The sequence below is a fragment of the Billgrantia tianxiuensis genome, from assembly GCF_009834345.1.
Lineage (GTDB): Bacteria > Pseudomonadota > Gammaproteobacteria > Pseudomonadales > Halomonadaceae > Halomonas > Halomonas tianxiuensis.
Genome location: NZ_CP035042.1, coordinates 4,855,022 through 4,872,723, shown reverse-complemented (window position 1 = coordinate 4,872,723; position 17,702 = coordinate 4,855,022). Strand labels below are relative to the sequence as shown.

Annotated in this window: 17 protein-coding genes and 1 tRNA gene; 14 read left to right on the top strand and 4 right to left on the bottom strand. The window is 64.2% G+C overall.

The features are described 5' to 3' along the window. The first annotated feature begins 77 nt into the window (after positions 1-77). Positions 78-1,271 (top strand): formaldehyde dehydrogenase, glutathione-independent, encoded by a 1,194-nt coding sequence (gene fdhA / locus EKK97_RS22850; protein ID WP_159555472.1) that lies wholly within the window; start codon positions 78-80, stop codon positions 1,269-1,271. A 165-nt stretch (positions 1,272-1,436) separates the two neighbouring features. Beyond that, a complete protein-coding gene (locus tag EKK97_RS22845) occupies positions 1,437-1,676 on the top strand; it encodes a hypothetical protein (RefSeq protein ID WP_159555470.1) in 240 nt (79 codons plus the stop codon). Between the two features lie 118 nt (positions 1,677-1,794). Here EKK97_RS22845 and EKK97_RS22840 read toward each other — a convergent pair whose 3' ends face one another. Beyond that, positions 1,795-3,084 carry an aromatic ring-hydroxylating oxygenase subunit alpha gene (locus EKK97_RS22840; protein ID WP_159555468.1) on the bottom strand — a complete coding sequence of 430 codons (1,290 nt, stop codon included), beginning with the start codon at positions 3,082-3,084 and terminating at the stop codon, positions 1,795-1,797. 330 nt (positions 3,085-3,414) lie between these two features. On the opposite strand from EKK97_RS22840, the gene EKK97_RS22835 reads away from it, so the two are divergent. Further along, on the top strand, positions 3,415-4,515 hold the full coding sequence (locus EKK97_RS22835; protein ID WP_159555466.1) for an FAD-binding oxidoreductase: 1,101 nt from the start codon (positions 3,415-3,417) through the stop codon (positions 4,513-4,515). 16 nt (positions 4,516-4,531) lie between these two features. Here the strand turns inward: EKK97_RS22835 and EKK97_RS22830 are convergent, their stop codons facing one another. After that, complete coding sequence (locus EKK97_RS22830; RefSeq protein ID WP_159555464.1) at positions 4,532-5,605, bottom strand: substrate-binding domain-containing protein; 1,074 nt, start codon at positions 5,603-5,605, stop codon at positions 4,532-4,534. Between the two features lie 175 nt (positions 5,606-5,780). Here EKK97_RS22830 and EKK97_RS22825 point away from each other — a divergent pair, with 175 nt between their 5' ends. The 11 genes from EKK97_RS22825 (at position 5,781) to EKK97_RS22780 (ending at position 16,088) form a co-directional block, all read left to right on the top strand. Beyond that, a complete protein-coding gene (locus EKK97_RS22825) occupies positions 5,781-6,278 on the top strand; it encodes a formate dehydrogenase subunit gamma (protein ID WP_159555462.1) in 498 nt (165 codons plus the stop codon). Further along, complete coding sequence (locus EKK97_RS22820) at positions 6,278-7,828, top strand: formate dehydrogenase beta subunit (protein WP_159555460.1); 1,551 nt, start codon at positions 6,278-6,280, stop codon at positions 7,826-7,828. The genes EKK97_RS22825 and EKK97_RS22820 overlap by 1 nt, the downstream gene beginning before the upstream one ends. A 17-nt stretch (positions 7,829-7,845) precedes the next feature. Continuing rightward, entirely contained in the window at positions 7,846-10,761 is a 2,916-nt protein-coding gene (gene fdhF, locus EKK97_RS22815) for a formate dehydrogenase subunit alpha (protein ID WP_159555458.1), read from the top strand. Further along, positions 10,758-11,582 (top strand): formate dehydrogenase accessory sulfurtransferase FdhD, encoded by an 825-nt coding sequence (gene fdhD, locus EKK97_RS22810; RefSeq protein WP_159555456.1) that lies wholly within the window; start codon positions 10,758-10,760, stop codon positions 11,580-11,582. Before fdhF ends, fdhD begins: the two co-directional genes overlap by 4 nt. Positions 11,583-11,589: 7 nt before the next feature. Further along, on the top strand, positions 11,590-11,835 hold the full coding sequence (locus tag EKK97_RS22805) for a formate dehydrogenase subunit delta (protein ID WP_159555454.1): 246 nt from the start codon (positions 11,590-11,592) through the stop codon (positions 11,833-11,835). A 316-nt stretch (positions 11,836-12,151) separates the two neighbouring features. Next, entirely contained in the window at positions 12,152-12,664 is a 513-nt protein-coding gene (locus EKK97_RS25220) for a hypothetical protein (protein WP_236551476.1), read from the top strand. Continuing rightward, a complete protein-coding gene (locus EKK97_RS25215; RefSeq protein ID WP_236551474.1) occupies positions 12,565-12,810 on the top strand; it encodes a L,D-transpeptidase in 246 nt (81 codons plus the stop codon). Before EKK97_RS25220 ends, EKK97_RS25215 begins: the two co-directional genes overlap by 100 nt. Before the next feature lie 465 nt (positions 12,811-13,275). Beyond that, on the top strand, positions 13,276-13,518 hold the full coding sequence (locus tag EKK97_RS22795) for a type II toxin-antitoxin system HicA family toxin (RefSeq protein WP_159555450.1): 243 nt from the start codon (positions 13,276-13,278) through the stop codon (positions 13,516-13,518). After that, positions 13,515-13,985: a type II toxin-antitoxin system HicB family antitoxin gene (locus EKK97_RS22790; protein WP_159555448.1), complete on the top strand. Its 471-nt coding sequence runs from the start codon at positions 13,515-13,517 to the stop codon at positions 13,983-13,985. The genes EKK97_RS22795 and EKK97_RS22790 overlap by 4 nt, the downstream gene beginning before the upstream one ends. After that, positions 13,982-14,416, top strand: coding sequence for a hypothetical protein (locus EKK97_RS22785; protein WP_159555446.1), 435 nt, complete (start codon positions 13,982-13,984; stop codon positions 14,414-14,416). Before EKK97_RS22790 ends, EKK97_RS22785 begins: the two co-directional genes overlap by 4 nt. A 127-nt stretch (positions 14,417-14,543) precedes the next feature. After that, on the top strand, positions 14,544-16,088 hold the full coding sequence (locus EKK97_RS22780; RefSeq protein ID WP_159555444.1) for an SNIPE associated domain-containing protein: 1,545 nt from the start codon (positions 14,544-14,546) through the stop codon (positions 16,086-16,088). A gap of 132 nt (positions 16,089-16,220) precedes the next feature. On the opposite strand, the gene EKK97_RS22775 is transcribed toward EKK97_RS22780, so the two are convergent. Both EKK97_RS22775 and EKK97_RS22770 read right to left on the bottom strand, forming a co-directional pair. Beyond that, positions 16,221-16,316: transfer RNA gene (locus tag EKK97_RS22775), tRNA-Sec, on the bottom strand. A 43-nt stretch (positions 16,317-16,359) separates the two neighbouring features. Further along, entirely contained in the window at positions 16,360-17,676 is a 1,317-nt protein-coding gene (locus EKK97_RS22770) for a SelB domain-containing protein (protein WP_236551326.1), read from the bottom strand. Between the last annotated feature and the right edge of the window lie 26 nt (positions 17,677-17,702).

Below are 17,702 nucleotides of genomic sequence, written 5' to 3'. Positions count from 1 at the left end.
AAGTGCCACATGGTGGAGGGCATAGGCTGAAGCGGCGGAATGTACCGTACCATGACAACAAACGATTGGAGCCTGACATGAGCCAAGCCAACCGAGGAGTCGTCTACAAGGGCCCGGGTAAGGTCGACGTCGAATCCATTCCCTATCCGGAACTCGCCCTCGGCAATCGCAAATGCGACCACGGTGTGATCCTGAAGGTCGTCACTACCAATATTTGCGGCAGCGACCAGCACATGGTGCGCGGCCGCACCACCGCGCCGTCCGGCCTGGTGCTGGGCCACGAGATCACCGGCCTGGTGATCGAGTGCGGGCGCGATGTGGAATTCATCAAGCCGGGCGACCTGGTCTCGGTGCCCTTCAACATTGCCTGCGGACGCTGCCGCAACTGCAAGGAAGGCAAGACCGGTATCTGTCTCAACGTCAACCCGGCACGCCCCGGTGCCGCTTACGGTTACGTCGACATGGGTGGCTGGGTCGGTGGCCAGACGGAATACGTCATGGTGCCCTACGCCGACTTCAACCTGCTGAAGTTCCCCGACACCGACCAGGCCATGGAGAAGATCCGCGACCTGACCCTGCTCTCCGACATCTTCCCCACCGGCTTCCACGGCTGCGTGACGGCCGGCGTTGGACCGGGCAGCACCGTTTATATCGCCGGGGCCGGCCCGGTGGGACTGGCGGCGGCGGCCTCGGCCCAGCTGCTGGGGGCGGCCTGCGTGATCGTCGGCGACATGATCGAGGAGCGCCTGGCCCAGGCCCGCAGCTTCGGCTGCGAAACCATCGACCTGACCCAGGACGGTGACATGGCCGACCGGCTCGAGGCGATTCTCGGCGAGCGCGAGGTCGACTGCTTCGTCGACTGCGTCGGCTTCGAGGCCCACGCCTGCGGCTGCAATCACGACAAGGAGGCGCCTGCCACCGTGCTCAACTCGGCGATGCAGATGACCCGGGCCGGCGGCCAGATCGGCATTCCGGGCCTCTACGTGACCGAAGACCCCGGTGCCGTCGACGATGCCGCCAAGCAGGGTGCTCTGAGCATGCGCTTCGGCCTTGGCTGGGCCAAGTCCCACTCCTTCCATACTGGACAGTGCCCGGTGATGAAGTACCACCGTCCGCTGATGCAGGCGATCCTGTTCAACAAGATCAAGATCGCCGATGCGGTCAACGTGCAGATGATCTCGCTGGATCAGGCACCGCAGGGATATGCCGATTTCGACGGCGGTGCGGCCAAGAAATTCGTCATCGACCCGCATGGCAGCGTCGCCGCGTAAGAAGGCATGGCTGTGTAAGGAGGAACCCGAGCTGGCCGCGGCGCGCTGAAGGCGTCGCGGCGAGTCTTTTCGGGGTGTCGACTCGCACGGCAGCGTGGCTGCCGGACGCCCGAACGGGTAATCTACAGGAGCAAACGACGGTAACGGCAGCGGGAGGTGAAAGAGATGATGTACGCCGACTTGATCGATGCGGAGGACTTCCGTCAGCGCCTGGCGGCGCTGGGCATCGACCTGCCTACCGATGCCGACCCCGATACCTGTGCTCGGCTTGCCGCCCAGCGGCAAGCCGAGACGGGAGTGCCCGGTCTGGCGGCGCTGGTCGCCGAGCTGGAAGCCCAGGCCGGCGTCATGCTGCCCGAGGTGCGCGAGGCGCTGATGAACCACCTGCGGCCGGTCGTCGACTAGTCACCGGCACAAGCCCGCAGCGCTGTTAGCGTCTGATCTCCAATCGAACCCGAGTGAAGCGAATCGCCCCCGGCCTTGGCCGGGGGCGATTTCTTTCACATCACGAGGAGTGGTGTGCTTAGCCCCTCACCAACTGCAGGTGGGGAGCGCTGTTCCCGAGGTTCTCCTGCATCCGCTCGCTGTACCAGTCGATGAAGTCGATCACGCCGAACTCGTAGGTCTCCGAGTAGGGGCCGGGCTGGTAGGCCTTGGAATTGATGCCGCGCTGGTTCTCCTCGGCCAGGCGCTTGTCCTGGGCGTTGGTGGCGTCCCACACCCGACGCATTTCATCGGGGTTGTAGTCGACGCCCTCCACCGCATCCTTGTGCACCAGCCATTTGGTGGTCACCAGCGTTTCCTGCGGCCCCAGCGGCAGCACGCGGAATACGATGGAGTGATCGCCCATGAAGTGGTTCCAGGAGTTGGGCAGGTGCAGGATGCGCAGCGAGCCCATGTCGGGGCTGGTCAGGCGGCCCATCAGCTTGCGGCAGGCCGGCTTGCCGTCCATCGTCATCGAGACCACGCCATCCAGCAGCGGGGTGCGGGTCAGCCGGTTGCGCTTGCCGAAGCGCTTGAGCTGCCAGGGAACCTGCTGCTCGTCCCAGTCGGACTGCTTCTTCGCCACCAGTGCCTTGTAGGCGGGCGTGGCGCGGGGATCGTCGGTATCGTCGAACTCCTGCAGCGAGTTGAGCAGCTCCGGGTGGGAGCCGTTGCAGTGGTAGCACTCGCGATTGTTCTCGATCACCAGCTTCCAGTTGGCCTGCTCGACGATGTTCGACTCCACCGCGACCTTGAGGTTGCCCATCTCGTAGGGCTCGAGATAGTGCTCCAGGGTGATCAGGAAGTCGTCGATGGCGGCAGGCGGCTGCTCGGCCAGGCTGATGAAGATGAAGCCGCCGCCGGTGCGCACGTGGACCGGCTTGAGGCCGTAGGCGGAAAGGTCGAAGTTCTCGCCCATGTCGCTGCCGGCGAACAGCAGGCGGCCGTCGAGCTCGTAGGTCCACTGATGGTAGGGGCAGACCAGCTTGGCCACCTTGCCCTTGTCGCTGACGCACAGCCGCGAGCCGCGATGGCGGCAGACGTTATGGAAGGCATGGATGGTACCGCCGTCGCCGCGTACCAGGATCACCGGGTTGTCGCCGACCTGCAGGGTCATGTAGTTGCCCTTGGCGGGGATCTCGCAGGTCATGCCGGCGAACAGCCACTCCTTGCCGAAGATCTCCTGCATGTCCAGGGCGAACAGCCGGGCATCGTTGTAGAAGGGCTGGGGCAGCGAGAAGTTGCGCTCGCGTTCGGCGAGCATCGCGGAGACGGCTTGCCGCGCCGGGTCCAGGGGGTCGTCCAGGGAAGTGGGTGAGATCGGATCCATGGGAATACATCCTCATAGCTGGCCGCGGCTGCGGCATCGGTCGAGTTGTTGGGTGTCGCCAAGGGTTCGGCATTGTGATTGTGTAGGGTGCCGGATACGAGTAGGGCGAGTGTGGATCAGGCGCTGAATGCCCAGTTGTCTGCCGACGACAAGCATGAATGCAGGCGCGACGCGCGGAAGGAGGAAAGACATATCTGATGGGAGTCATGGGCATGTCCGTGTCGCAGTCAGGCAAGTCGGGGCCTTGTCGCCTGGCGCAAAATTCGTTCAACGGCAGGCGGTGTTCCGCAGTCGGAGCCTTCCACGCTGATCAATGCCAGGCGACACGACATGACCATGAACTTTCTCAACCCCGTCACGACCCAGACCTGGACCAACGGCCGCCACTTGGTGCGCTGTGTCAAGGTGATCCAGGAGACCTGGGACGTTCGCACCTTCTGCTTCATGGCCGAGCAGCCGGTGCTGTATTTCTTCAAGCCGGGGCAGTTCGTGACCCTGGAGCTGGAGATCGAAGGCGAGCCGATCATGCGCTCCTACACCATCTCCAGTTCTCCGTCTGTCCCCTACAGCTTCTCGATCACCGTCAAGCGGGTGCCCGGCGGCAAGGTGTCCAACTGGCTGCACGACAACCTCAAGGCGGGTGACGAGCTGGCGGTGCACGGTCCGGTGGGTAACTTCAACGCCATCGACTACCCGGCGGAGAAGATCCTGATGCTCTCCGGCGGAGTGGGCATCACGCCGCTGATGTCCATGGTGCGCTGGTTCTTCGATACCAATTCCGCCGTGGACATCGAGTTCGTCCACAGCGCGCGCACCCCCAAGGACATCATCTATCACCGTGAGCTGGAGCACATCTTCTCGCGGATTCCCGAGTTCAAGCTGCATATCGTGTGCGAGCGCAGCGACGAGCTGGGCGAGATCTGGTCCGGTTTCCGTGGCTATCTCAGTCAGGCGATGCTCGAGTTGATGGCGCCGGACTTCCTCGAGCGTGAGATCTTCTGCTGCGGCCCCACGCCCTACATGAATGCCATCAAGCATCTGCTCAAGGATAACGGCTTCGACATGAGTCGTTACCACGAGGAGTCCTTCGGCGCCACGCCGCTCGAGGTCAAGGAGGAGGCACTCGAACTTGCCGAGATAGCCGGCGCCGAGGAGCCGGACCTGGCCGAAGCGCTGATGGTCGAGTTCAGTGCCAGCGGCAAGAGCGTGCGCATCCAGCCGGGCGAGACGGTGCATGCCGCCGCTGCCAAGCTGGGCTTGCATATTCCCAAGGCCTGCGGCATGGGCATCTGCGGCACTTGCCGGGTGCCGCTCGCTTCCGGTCAGGTGGACATGGAGCACAACGGTGGCATCACCGACGAGGATGTCGCCGAGGGCTACATCCTCTCCTGTTGCAGCAAGCCCCTGGGCGACGTGGTGGTGGAGTACTGATCGGGTCCGGCACGGCTCAGGAGGCCTGGGCCGTGCCGAACAGTTCGTCGACGCTGCACACCTCGCCGCAGCGGTCCAGCGTATAGCCGGGCAGCTCGCGGACGGCCGCCTGAAACGCCTCGCCGCGGATCATCTCGAGCAGACGCTTGACGCTGGGTTCGGTCAGGCTTCTGCGCTGGCACAGCAACAGGTAGTGCTCGCTGGCCAGCGGCAGGAAATCCAGGCCGAACTGGCGTGCGGCGGCCTCGACGCCGAAGCCGACGTCGGCCATGCCGGCGGCGATATAGGCGGCCACCGCAGAGTGGGTGTACTCCTCGAGTTCGAAACCCGGGATGCGCTGGGACGAGAGCCCGGCGTCGCGCAGCAGGATGTCGAGCAGGGCGCGGGTGCCCGAGGCCTGCTGGCGATTGATGAAGCGCACGTCGCCGCGGGTCAGGTCGGCCAGGCCGGCGATCTCCCTGGGGTTGCCCGGCCCCACCATGAGCCCCTGGCGACGGGTGATGAAACGAATGATGCAGTGGCTGCGTGGACGCAGCTGGCGGCGATAGCTCTGCATCAGCGGGCCCTGGGTCGCCGTGGTCGGCATGTGGTAGCCGGCCACGTCGCAGACGCCACGGTTGAGCGCGGCTAAGGCCTCTGCGGGGCTGCAGTACTGCAGGTCAAGCTGGAAATCGTGGGCGAAGCGGGGCAGCAGCGCCACCGCATAGCCGTGGCTGGCGTGCATGCGCAGCACTGGCTCGACCCCTTCGAGCAGTTGCTGGAGTTCGAGATTGAGCTCCGAGCCCAGGCTCTCGAGCTGTGGTCCGAGTCGGGCGGAGACCCGCTGGCGAGCCCACAGCAGCTTGTCTCCCAGCGGCGAGAGGCGAGCCCCGCGACCCTTCTGCATTTTCACCAGGGAGGCGCCGAAGAACTCCGCCCACTTGTTGAGCAGGTTCCAGGCATGCCGATAGGAGATACCTGCCTCGGCGGCGGCTTCGGTCAGTTTGCCGCTGCGATGGATGCCCTGCAGCAGCCCAAACAGCTGCGGGTCCAGGCGGTTACCCGCCTCGTCGGTGAAGGACCAGGCTGGTTCGATTCGAATACGTTTCATATGATGTACATTTCATATTTTGAAATGGAGGCGTAACTGCTACTTTTCATCCTAGAAGGTGCCTGTATTCCGCATCAGTGATTGTTTCAATATATGCAAAATAATTCATAACTAGCAATGACGAACTGGCGCAGCCGATCGAAGTGCCGCCGCAGGTTCGTTGCGAGGCCAGACCATGCCCATTAACGCTTTTCCCCAGTGGACACCGGCGTTGCTGCAGGAACAGATCGACGCCCACAAGCACAGGCCCGGTGCTCTGCTGCCGATCCTGCACGCGATCCAGGATCGTTTCGGCCATATTCCCCGCGAGGCGGTGCCGCTCATTGCCGAATCGCTGCAGCTGACCCGTGCCGAAGTGCACGGTGTGATCAGCTTCTATCACCACTTCCGTACCAGCCCTCCGGGGCGCCATGTGGTGCAGATCTGCCGTGCGGAGGCATGCCAGGCGCGGGGCTCCCGTGCGCTGGAGATGCATGCGCGGGAAACGCTCGGCATCGACTACCACCAGACCTCCGCCGACCGTGAGATCACCCTGGAGCCGGTCTACTGCCTGGGCAACTGCGCGTGTGGTCCGTCGCTGCGCGTCGATGACCGCATTCTCGCCCGGGTCACCCCCGAGCGTTTCGATCGGCTGGTCGACGAGCTGACCACCCAAGTGCTGAAGGTGAGCTGATGACCACGAGACTTTTTGTCCCCCGCGAAACCACCGCGCTGGCGCAGGGCGCCGACGAGGTCGCCGAGCGCATCGTGGCCGAGGCCGAGGCCCGTGGCGTCGAGGTCGAGCTGGTGCGCAACGGCTCGCGCGGGCTGTTCTGGCTGGAGCCGTTGGTCGAGGTCGAGACCGCTGCCGGGCGCGTCGCCTACGGGCCGGTGGCACCCGAGGACGTGGCCGGCCTGTTCGATGCCGGCTTGCTCGAGGGCAGTGTCATGTCGCCCCTCAGCCAGGGGCCGACCGAGGAAATTCCCTATCTGCAGGCCCAGCAGCGCCTGACCTTTTCGCGCATCGGCGTCACCGACCCGCTGTCGCTGGAGGACTATTGTGCCCACGACGGCTTCCGCGGCCTGCGCCGGGCACTTGGCCTCGATTCCCAGGCCATCGTTGACGAGGTCAAGGCTTCCGGCCTGCGCGGCCGCGGCGGGGCGGCGTTTCCCACCGGCATCAAGTGGCAGACCGTGCTCGATGCCCCCGCCGCGCAGAAGTACATCGTCTGCAACGCCGACGAGGGAGACTCCGGTACCTTCGCCGACCGCCTGGTGATGGAGTGCGACCCCTATCTGCTGATCGAAGGCATGGCCATTGCCGGCCTTGCCGTGGGCGCTACCCAGGGCTACGTCTACCTGCGTTCGGAGTATCCCCTGGCCCAGGAGATCTTCAACGAGGCCATCGCCCGCGCCGAGGCCGCCGGCTATCTCGGTAGCGACATCCTCGGCAGCGGCCAGGCGTTCCACCTCGAGGTGCGCCTGGGTGCCGGTGCCTACATCTGCGGCGAGGAGACCTCGCTGCTCGAGAGTCTCGAAGGCAAGCGCGGCATGGTGCGCTTCAAGCCGCCGCTGCCGGCCATCGAAGGCCTGTTCGGCCAGCCCACCGTGGTCAACAACGTGCTGTCGCTGGCGGCGGTGCCCTTCATTCTCGGCGACGGCGGACAAGCCTACGCCGACTACGGCATGGGCCGTTCGCGAGGCACCTTGGCACTACAGCTGGCCGGTAACGTCAAGCGCGGCGGGCTGGTGGAGCTGGCCTTCGGCACCACCCTGCGCCAGCTGATGGAGGAGTTCGGCGGCGGTACTTTTACCGGACGGCCACTGCGTGCGGTGCAGGTGGGCGGCCCGCTGGGTGCCTATCTGCCGGAAAGCCAGTGGGATCTGCCGCTCGACTACGAAGCCTTCGCCGAGGTCGGCGCGGTGCTCGGTCACGGCGGCGTGGTGATGTTCGACGATACGGTGGACATGGCCGAGCAGGCGCGCTTCGCCATGGAGTTCTGCACGGTGGAGTCCTGTGGCAAGTGCACGCCCTGTCGCATCGGCTCGGTGCGTGGGGTCGAGGTGATCGACCGCATCCGCGCGGGCGATAACCGCGAGGCCAATCTCGCCCTGCTCGCCGACCTGTGCGAGACCATGGTGGACGGCTCGCTCTGCGCCATGGGCGGCATGACGCCCTTTCCCGTGCAGAGCGTGATGAAACACTTTCCCGACGATCTGCAGCGCGACGCGCAGCCGCATTGAGCGGGAGGAGGCCAGACATGTTGCACTATTACGATCCCAAGCAGACGTCCGTTCCCCAGCACCTTTTGCCGGAGCGCGACTACGGCACCCCGGCGCGGCTCTCCGAGACGCTCGTCAGCCTCGAGATCGACGGCGTCGAGATCACGGTGCCCGAGGGCACCTCGGTGCTGCGCGCCGCGGCCCTGGCCGACATCAACATTCCCAAGCTGTGTGCCTCGGACAACCTCGAGGCGTTCGGCTCCTGCCGTCTGTGCGCGGTGCAGATCGAGGGCAAGCGCGGCCTGCCTGCCTCCTGCACCACGCCGGTCGAGGCCGGGATGAAAGTCACCACCCAGAATGCGCGGCTGGCCAAGCTGCGGCGCAACGTGATGGAGCTTTACATCTCCGACCACCCGCTGGACTGCCTGACCTGCCCGGCCAACGGCGACTGCGAGCTGCAGGACATGGCCGGTGCGGTGGGCCTGCGCGAGGTGCGCTACGGTTTCGACGGCGAGAATCACCTGGACGCCGAAACCGACGACTCCAACCCCTACTTCAGCTTCGACCCCAGCAAGTGCATCGTCTGCTCACGCTGTGTGCGCGCCTGTGAGGAGGTGCAGGGCACCTTTGCCCTGACCATCGAGGGGCGTGGCTTCGAGTCCAAGGTCTCCGCCGGACAGAGCGAGGCGTTCATGGATTCCGAGTGCGTCTCCTGCGGCGCCTGCGTGCAGGCCTGCCCGACCTCGACGCTGATGGAGAAGGCGGTGATCGAGCAGGGGCAGCCGGAGCACAGCGTGGTAACCACCTGCGCCTACTGCGGCGTGGGCTGCTCGTTCAAGGCCGAGATGCAGGGCGACCGGGTGGTGCGCATGGTGCCGTACAAGGGCGGCGACGCCAACCACGGCCACTCCTGCGTCAAGGGCCGCTTCGCCTTCGGCTACGCCACCCATCCGGACCGGCTCAAGACACCGATGATCCGTGAGTCGATCGACCAGCCGTGGCGCGAGGTGAGTTGGGAGGAGGCGATTGCCTTTGCCGCCGAGCGGCTCAAGGCGATCCAGGCCAAGTACGGTCGCGAGAGCATCGGCGGCATCACCTCGTCGCGCTGCACCAACGAGGAAACCTACCTGGTGCAGAAGCTGGTGCGTGCGGCCTTCCACAACAACAACACCGACACCTGTGCGCGGGTTTGTCACTCGCCCACCGGCTACGGCCTCAAGACGACGCTGGGCGAATCCGCTGGCACCCAGACCTTCGATTCGGTGATGCAGGCCGACGTGATCGTGGTCATCGGCGCCAACCCCACCGACGCCCACCCGGTGTTCGCCTCGCAGATGCGTCGTCGCCTGCGCCAGGGCGCCGAGCTGATCGTCGTCGACCCGCGCCGTATCGACCTGCTCAAGACGCCGCACCATCGCGGCGCCCAGCACCTTGCCCTGCGCCCCGGCACCAACGTGGCGATGATCAATGCCCTGGCCCACGTGGTGATCAGCGAAGGACTCGAGGATCGCGAGTTCATCGCCAAGCGCTGCGACGCGGCGGGCTATCAGGCCTGGCGTGAGTTCATTCTCGATCCGCGCCATGCGCCGGAGAACGTCGAGGCCATCACCGGCGTGTCCGCCGAGCAGGTACGCCGTGCCGCGCGTACCTATGCCCAGGCGCCCAACGGCGCGATCTACTACGGTCTTGGCGTCACCGAACACAGCCAGGGCTCGAGCATGGTGATGGGTATCGCCAACCTGGCCATGGCCACCGGCAACATCGGCCGCGAAGGGGTGGGCGTCAACCCGCTGCGTGGGCAGAACAACGTTCAGGGCTCCTGCGACATGGGTTCCTTCCCCCACGAGCTGCCGGGTTACCAGCACGTCGGCGACCCCGCCGTGCGCGAGCGCTTCGAGGCGGCCTGGGGCGTGCCCATCGACGATGAGCCGGGCCTGCGCATCCCCAACATGTTCGACGCTGCCGTGGCCGGCGACTTCAAGGCGCTCTACGTGCAGGGCGAGGACATCGCCCAATCCGACCCCAACACCCAACATGTGGAGGAGGCGCTGCGCTCGCTGGAGTGCCTGATCGTGCAGGACATCTTCCTCAACGAGACGGCCAAGTTCGCTCACGTGCTGCTGCCGGGCTCCTCCTTCCTGGAGAAGGACGGCACCTTCACCAACGCTGAGCGGCGCATCAACCGCGTGCGCAAGGTGATGCCGCCGTTGGCCGGCAAGCAGGATTGGGAAGTGACGGTGGATCTGGCCAATGCGCTGGGCTATCCCATGCACTACGACCATCCGTCGCAGATCATGGACGAGATCGCCGGCCTTACGCCGAGCTTCGCCGGGGTCAGCTACGCGCGGCTCGACGAGCTGGGCAGCATCCAGTGGCCGTGCAACGAGGTCCACCCCAAGGGCACCCCGACCATGCACATCGAGGACTTCCCCATCGGCCTCGGTCAGTTCGCCATCACCGACTACGTGGAGAGCGATGAGCTCAGCAACCGCCGCTTCCCGCTGCTGTTGACCACCGGGCGCATCCTCTCCCAGTACAACGTTGGCGCCCAGACCCGGCGTACCCACAACCAGGCCTGGCACGACGAGGACGTGCTCGAGCTGCATCCTTCCGATGCCGAGCTGCGTGGCGTGCGTGACGGCGACTGGGTCGGCATCACCAGCCGTGCCGGCCAGACGGTGCTGCGTGCGCGGATCAGCGACCGCATGCCGCCGGGGGTGGTCTACACTACCTTCCACCATCCGGGCAGCGGGGCCAACGTGATCACCACCGACAGCTCAGACTGGGCGACCAACTGTCCGGAATACAAGGTGACCGCCGTGCAGGTCGAGAAGGTCAGCCAGCCGTCCGCCTGGCAGCGCCAGTTCCAGACCTTCGACCGGCTGCAGCTCGAGCTGCTGCGCGGAGGGGACAAGGACGAAGCGGGCCAGGCTCTCAGCGGAGCGCGTGAATGAGTGACGACCACAGCCGCTGCCGGGTTCCGGTGGACGTGCGCCGGACCGGCAGCGCCGAGCGGCTGGAGGACAGCATCGCGGTGGAGACGGCGGTGGCGCTGGTCTACAACGGTATTTCCCATGCCGTAATGATGGCCACGCCGGCCGACCTCGAGGACTTTGCCCTCGGCTTCAGCCTTACCGAGGGCATTCTGCAAACGCCGGATGAACTCTACGGTATCGAGGTGCGCGAGGAGGCCGCCGGCGTCAGTGTGCACCTGGAGATCGCCACCCAGCGCTTCATGGAGCTGAAGCAGCGTCGTCGCAGCCTGGCCGGGCGTACCGGCTGCGGGCTGTGCGGTACCGAGTCGCTGGAGCAGGCGATTCGTCCGATTGGCCGGGTGGCGGCCCCTGCCGTTGACGACGGCGCCATTCAGCAGGCGCTGGAGGCGCTGAAGTGGCACCAGCCGCTTCAGCGCGAAACCGGAGCCACCCACGGTGCCGCCTGGTGCGATCTCGGCGGACAGGTGCAGCTAGCCCGCGAGGACGTTGGCCGCCACAACGCCCTGGACAAGCTGATCGGCGTCATGATGAGGCGCCGTCTTGCGGTGGCGGACGGCTTTGCTTTGGTCTCCAGCCGTGCCAGCTACGAGATGGTGCAGAAATGCGCCGCCGCCGGTATCGGCTGCCTGGTCGCGGTATCGGCGCCCACCTCGCTCGCCATCGAGCAGGCGCGTCAGGCGGGCCTGATGCTGGTCGGTTTCGCCCGCACGGGGCGCCACGTCATCTATCATCAGCCGGCAAGCGGAAGCGTGCCGGCCGTTCAAGCCAGCGGAGGTTGATTTCGCCATGAGCCGCAGCCAGCTCGATTCCCTGATCCACATGGCGAACCAGATCGCCGCCAACAACGCTCACTACGGCGATGCCACGGTCGAGCGCGTGCATAATCACCTGAAGAAGTTCTGGGCACGCAGCATGAAGCGCCAGATCGTCGAATATCTTCAGCAGGACGGCAGTCAGCTCTCGCCGCTGGCCAGGGAGGCCGTCGCGCTGCTGGCGCAGGACCAGGCGGAAGCTCGCCCGGCGAGCGCCTGATCAGCGCGCCCTGCGCTGCCTCATACCCTACGATAGTTCAACGAAAGGAGGTGAGCCCCCTCTTTTGCCTTAGCCTGCCTATGGTATATTCGGCTCATGCGTCTCATGGTTCGGCCGGCGGCCTGACCGACGGGCCATCAGAGCCCGGTTACAGGCCTGTACCGAGGAGTGCGGCTCTCTCCTTATTCCCTGCCCCATGTGACGACGTCCCTACGAAGGGAGTCGCGTCATGTCGTCATGGCGCGGGCCATGGCCGGTCCGATAATTCGATCGACTCGAGTCGACAATAACTCCATTACGCACGGGGCAGGGGCTCATGAACAGGGCATTCTTCCAGGCTGCCGCCTTGACGGCAGGCTTTTTCGCGCTTGTGCCGGCGGCGCAGGCCAATATTCCCGATTCTTCCCATGAACTCGACGGCATGCTGGCCGGCCAGCCGACGCTGTGGCAGGTGCTGGATGCGACGGTCATGCCCGAAGGGCTGACGGCCGACGAAGTCTGGCTCAGCATCGACCTGCGCAGCCGCCAGGTTCGGGTGCTGCGCGGCGAGACCGAGATCAAGCGCATCGAGCACCTCGCCTTCGGTGCCGGCGGCGCCGCGCCGCTGCGCGCCAAGGGCAGCTCGATGACACCGCTGGGCGAATTCCGCGTCGATCGCATCAATCGCGCCTCGCGCTTCGACCTGTTCTTCGGCTTCGACTATCCAACGCCCAGGTCGCCGAGGAAGCGCTGCGCAGCGGCAAGATCAACCTTCAAGAGTACTGGTACATCGAGGAGTATCGGCGACGTCATGGCCGGGCGCCGCACACCACCTCGCTGGGCGGGCTGATCGGCATCCACGGCCTGGGCCGCGGCGACCCCGACGTGCATCGCAACTTCGACTGGACCGAAGGCTGCGTGGCGGTCAGCAACGAGGAGATCCGCGCGCTCGACCCTTGGCTAAGGATCGGCACGCGGGTGGTGATCACGGGTTAGATATGATCTCTAGGTAGGTTGTTCATCCGGAACATATCCGGACAATTGGAGGTGCCAACCAGACCAACCTCCGAGAGGCCCGGATGAAGAGTCACAAGAATGAACGTTTGACGCCCATGGTCGAGCCCTGCTGGTCCACAGCGTCATCGTTGAAGGGCTCCGGCCAGAGGCGGTCGCCCAGGCCCAGTTCGTCAGCGTGTGCATTCGTAGCGCGAACCCGGTTCGTGACCAGTTTTCCTGATGAGGACCTCGACCCCGTTTGGCCCGAACAGGTGCGCGTGATCGGCAAGGTTTCTTGGTCACAGCGTACTGATGCACTAGATGTAGAAGATCTTTTCCTACATGTTGTGCCACAACAAAACTATAGGGGTTGACTCTTGAGAAACGTGACCAGCGTACCTATACAGAGAGATGCAACTAGAATACAGTTGCACTCCCGGCAAGGCAGTCGACCACGGGGGCTCCATGGGTAACAAGCGGCTGGATCGGCTTAAGGAGCGTCCCAAGAATTACACTTGGGATGAGCTGGTTGCCCTGCTCAACAGCCTTGGCTATAGCCTGAAGAAAGCCAAGCGTGGCTCAGGGCGAAAGTTCATCGATGACAAGAAGCAAAAGATCAGTCTTCACGAGCCTCATCCCGAGAATACCCTGAAGGCGTATGTGATTGAGAAAGTTCTCACCGCGCTTGAGGAGCATGGCAAGATATGAAAGCTAACGTATTGGAATATAAAGGTTATCAAGGTTCAATCGAGGTCTCGCTGGAAGACAATGTTCTGCATGGCAAAATACTGCACATTGTTGACCTCGTCACCTTCGAGGCGCGGACCCCAGAGGGCCTTCGAGAAGCTTTCGAACAGGAAGTCGACGAATACCTCGCCTTCTGCGAAGAAGAGGGCGTAGCTCCTGACAAGCCCTTCAGTGGCACCTTCAATGTGCGCGTGGGACCGGACATTCACAAGCGCTTGGCTATGGCAGCGAGTCGTGCCGGCAAGTCCCTTAACGTAACCGTCACGCAAGTGCTTGAGAAGTGGTTGGATGATTGCCCTCAAGGCTTCGAGGTGCTTCACCGTCATACTCATGAGCATAGAGTGGTCCGGATTGACGATGAGTACATGGGGGCAATGGCGCTGACCACTCGCAAAGCACCTACCCAGCCAAAGGTATTGCTGCAATGAGCAAGGCAACGTTCAACCTGAAGCAGTACCGCTTCGAAAATATTTCAGCCACAGGCTTAACCGTTGGTCCCGGCGTGCCTTATGAAATGGAGCTGAAATTCCATATCAGCTTTGACGCCGAAGTGCCCGAAGGGTGCGACTTCGCCGTTTCGATCAAGCTTATCCTCAACAGGCGCAACGACGGCGAGGTAGAAGAGGCGATGAACATCGAAGCGATAGGCGGCTATGCCTTCGAGGAGGGTGTGGAACCCTACGATATAAAAGAGCCTCTGGAGCGCACCTTTGCCGTTAGCCTGCTGTATGGCTGCATGAGGCCTACGTTGGATACCATCGTGAACAACATCGGCTTTGCAGGCTTGGTTCTGCCGTATACGCTTCCCCTGGATGTTGCAGAGAGTGAAGAAGCCGGAGGCCAGTCCAGCTCAGACTGAGCGTCTTCGGAAAGAATTAACCCGCCCATCGAGGCGGGTTTTTTTGTAAGCAATCTCCTACATCACATAGAGGCTGGCTATGGCAATCTAACCGTTCAATAACGTAAGGGAACAACAGGGGAATGCTATGTCTGAAGGCGCAATCATCCTGCTGGTGATGCTCGGTCTGATCCTGTCCGGCTGGGTACTGGCTCTGCTCTACCGGCACAAGGCCAAGCAGAAGGACAAGGAAATCGACCACATACGCAAGTCGGTCGAGCACCTATGGCAATACGAGAAAATCCACGATGCCAGCGAACAGGCTCGACAGCTAGTCAGCCAGGCCGAGGAAGCTGCCCGCCAGACCCGACGGCAAGCCTCCGATATCGAGTTGCAGGCCCAGCAGGCAGCCGAGCGAATGCGTCAGGAAGCCGAACAGGAGAGGCAGCGCATCCTCAGCGATGGGCGTGCCCAGGGCAAGGAGGCCCGGGAGAGGGCCGAGGCTGTGATCGCGCGGGCCGATGAGCAGGCACGCCAGATCATCGATGATGCGCGCCGACAGGCGGAGGAGACCGCCGGCAACGCGCTGAAGGCCGTGGAGGACGCCAAGCTCTACGAGCAGACCGCCAAGGCCATGCGCAACATCATCGAGGGCTACCATGATGACTACATCGTGCCCAATGCTAGCTTGCTCGATGACCTGGCCGAGGACTTCTCCCACAAAGATGCCGGCGAGAAGCTCAAGCAGGCACGGAAGCACAGCCGAGACATGGCCAAGAACGGCCGAGCCGGTGACTGCGACTATAAGGAAGCGGTACGCCGCGAGTACGCTATTCACTTCGCCGTCGACGCCTTCAATGGCAAGGTCGACTCCACCCTCTCCAAGGTCAAGCACGACAACTACGGCAAGCTTCGTCAAGCGATTCTCGACGCCTTCGCCGTGGTGAACCACAACGGCAAGCCATTCAAGAATGCCCGCATCACAGACCTCTACCTACAGGCCCGCCTGGAGGAGCTGAGGTGGGCAGTGGCCGCCATGGAGCTGAGGCGGATCGAGCAGGAAGAGCAGCGCGAGATCCGCGAGCAGATGCGCGAAGAGGAGAAGGCTCGACGCGATATCGAAAAAGCGCTCAAGCAGGCCGAGAAGGAGGAGCGCATGCTGGCCAAGGCCATGGCAGAGGCTCGCAAGCAGTTGGAGAGCGCCAACGAAGAGGAGCGCGCCCAGTTCCAGGCAAGACTTTCCGAACTCGAGCAGCAATTGGAAGAGGCCGAGTCACGTGGCCAGCGGGCCCTTTCCATGGCGCAACAGACCAAGCGCGGCCATGTCTATATCATCTCCAACATCGGCTCGTTCGGCGAAAACGTATTCAAGATCGGCATGACCCGCCGCCTGGAGCCAATCGACCGCGTGCGGGAGCTGGGTGATGCCAGCGTGCCGTTCTCCTTCGACGTACATGCCATGATTTATTCTGAGGACGCCCCGACCCTTGAACGCGAACTGCATCGCCAGTTCGCTGAACACCAGGTCAATCGAATCAATCCCCGCAAGGAATTCTTCAAAGTGCCGCTGGCTGAAGTCCGCGAAGCCATTGAGGAAGAGGGGCTTGAGGTGCACTGGACCATGGCCGCTGAGGCTTGGGAGTACCGCGAATCCAAAGCACTCGCCGAGCGCCAGCTTCAAGCGGTCTCCTGACACTCCATTTCTTTGGCTCCATTGAACCCGCCCGCAGCGGCGGGTTTTTCGCCCGGATATTTTTTGCGCTCTGAGGTAGTCGGGATAGGGAAGGGCAGAGTAGAGAGGCAGAGAGTGCCTCACCATGAGGGCTGGCGGAAGAGCGTGGGAGTCGAACCCACCAGGGACCGCTGGCAGCCCCTGCCAGATTTGAAGTCTGGCCGCCCCACCGGGGGTCGATCCTCTTCCTTGAGCGGTGCCTTGTGACAGGGGCCGTGATAGGGCCGTTGCCCTACGGCCACATCTCGGCGTTGCGTATCACGCGCTCGTCTCCGATGCGACGCGTGTAGCCTACCTTATCAAAGAATTCGAGTATGTGAATGGCCAGCTTGCGGCCGGTGCCGATGCGGTCGCGAAAGGCGGCCGCGCGGATCCGGCCGTGCTCGCGCTCGAGCGACTGCACGATGGCGGCCATCTCGGCCACTGTGGCGGCCGGATAGAAGTGGTCGCGACGGACCTGGTAGAGCCGGCCAAGACGGGCGCAGGCGGTGAGCACTTCACGAATGCGCGCCTCGTCGAGATTCTGGCTTTCGAAGCCCTCGCCCGCGGCGAGGTCGCGTACTCGCGGCGGCTGGAAGCGCGCCATGGCGATGAGCGGTTCGAGCCGCGCCCATAGCGCTTCGTCCTCCTCGCCGAGGCTGGCATGGTGGCCGGGCAGGGCGACGAAGGGGCCGTGGGCCTCCAGTTTGCCGCCCGCGATCAGGCGCTCCAGCAGTTGCCGGCCCGTTGCTTCGGGCAGCTCGGGCATGGCCTGGCGGATCAGTCGGGCGCGCTCGGTGCCGAGCATCGAGGGTTCGCGTTCGTGATTGGCGGCGACGGTGTCGAGCAGCCGGGCCTCCAGTGCCTTGATGGCCTCGGCCGAGAAGGCGCGACTTTGTCCTCGGCTCTCCAGTGTTTCACCGCCCAGCGCCGACACGGCCTCGACCAGTGCCGTCACCTCGACGTTGGCGTTGCGCGCCAGGGCGTGCAGGTCGATGCCGCCGGGGCGACCATGCAGTCCCTCCCTCAGCGCCGGAGTCAGCTCTAGCGGTGCGTCGGCGGCGCACTCGGCCAGCGCGCCGAGCCAGGCCAGCCGTTCGGGGCGGCGCTGGCCGCGCCGCGGCGGGTCGCCTTCCAGCACCGTGCCACCGCCCAGAGTGATTCCTGCCGCAGGGTCACGAACCACGCAGCGGTCGCCCAGGCAGGCGTGCGCCGGCTCATCCAGTATCAGCTGGCCCAGCATGCGCTCACCGGGGGCGAGACGCTGGCCCTCGAGCAGCGCGACACGACCGTTGTAGCGGCCCACGCCGAGGTGCACCTGCACCGGCGACCAGTGCTTGAGCGGGTGGGCGGTGTCGAGCAGCTGGAGGTCGACGTCGAAGCGCTTGGAAAGCGGCGTTTCCAGGGCCTTGGCCACGACCCAGTCGCCACGCTGCACGACCTCGCGGCTGACGTCGGCACCGGCCAGGTTGAGCGCCACGCGGTCGCCCTGGCGAGCGTGGTTACTGTCGCGATGCTGACGGCGCAGGCTGCGTACCCGCGCGCTAATGCCGGAAGGCTCCAGGCGCACCGTATCTCCTCCGTGTACCCGTCCGG

Excerpts from the sequence above, each read along its gene's own strand:
- EKK97_RS22840 (WP_159555468.1), bottom strand. The coding sequence starts at position 3,084 with ATGGATCCGATCTCACCCACTTCCCTGGACGACCCCCTGGACCCGGCG.
- EKK97_RS22790 (WP_159555448.1), top strand. The coding sequence starts at position 13,515 with ATGAAAGCTAACGTATTGGAATATAAAGGTTATCAAGGTTCAATCGAG.
- EKK97_RS22785 (WP_159555446.1), top strand. The coding sequence starts at position 13,982 with ATGAGCAAGGCAACGTTCAACCTGAAGCAGTACCGCTTCGAAAATATT.
- EKK97_RS22820 (WP_159555460.1), top strand. The coding sequence starts at position 6,278 with ATGACCACGAGACTTTTTGTCCCCCGCGAAACCACCGCGCTGGCGCAG.
- EKK97_RS22795 (WP_159555450.1), top strand. The coding sequence starts at position 13,276 with ATGGGTAACAAGCGGCTGGATCGGCTTAAGGAGCGTCCCAAGAATTAC.
- EKK97_RS22805 (WP_159555454.1), top strand. The coding sequence starts at position 11,590 with ATGAGCCGCAGCCAGCTCGATTCCCTGATCCACATGGCGAACCAGATC.
- EKK97_RS25220 (WP_236551476.1), top strand. The coding sequence starts at position 12,152 with ATGAACAGGGCATTCTTCCAGGCTGCCGCCTTGACGGCAGGCTTTTTC.
- EKK97_RS22825 (WP_159555462.1), top strand. The coding sequence starts at position 5,781 with ATGCCCATTAACGCTTTTCCCCAGTGGACACCGGCGTTGCTGCAGGAA.
- EKK97_RS22780 (WP_159555444.1), top strand. The coding sequence starts at position 14,544 with ATGTCTGAAGGCGCAATCATCCTGCTGGTGATGCTCGGTCTGATCCTG.
- EKK97_RS22835 (WP_159555466.1), top strand. The coding sequence starts at position 3,415 with ATGACCATGAACTTTCTCAACCCCGTCACGACCCAGACCTGGACCAAC.
- fdhF (WP_159555458.1), top strand. The coding sequence starts at position 7,846 with ATGTTGCACTATTACGATCCCAAGCAGACGTCCGTTCCCCAGCACCTT.
- fdhD (WP_159555456.1), top strand. The coding sequence starts at position 10,758 with ATGAGTGACGACCACAGCCGCTGCCGGGTTCCGGTGGACGTGCGCCGG.
- fdhA (WP_159555472.1), top strand. The coding sequence starts at position 78 with ATGAGCCAAGCCAACCGAGGAGTCGTCTACAAGGGCCCGGGTAAGGTC.
- EKK97_RS22830 (WP_159555464.1), bottom strand. The coding sequence starts at position 5,605 with ATGAAACGTATTCGAATCGAACCAGCCTGGTCCTTCACCGACGAGGCG.
- EKK97_RS22845 (WP_159555470.1), top strand. The coding sequence starts at position 1,437 with ATGATGTACGCCGACTTGATCGATGCGGAGGACTTCCGTCAGCGCCTG.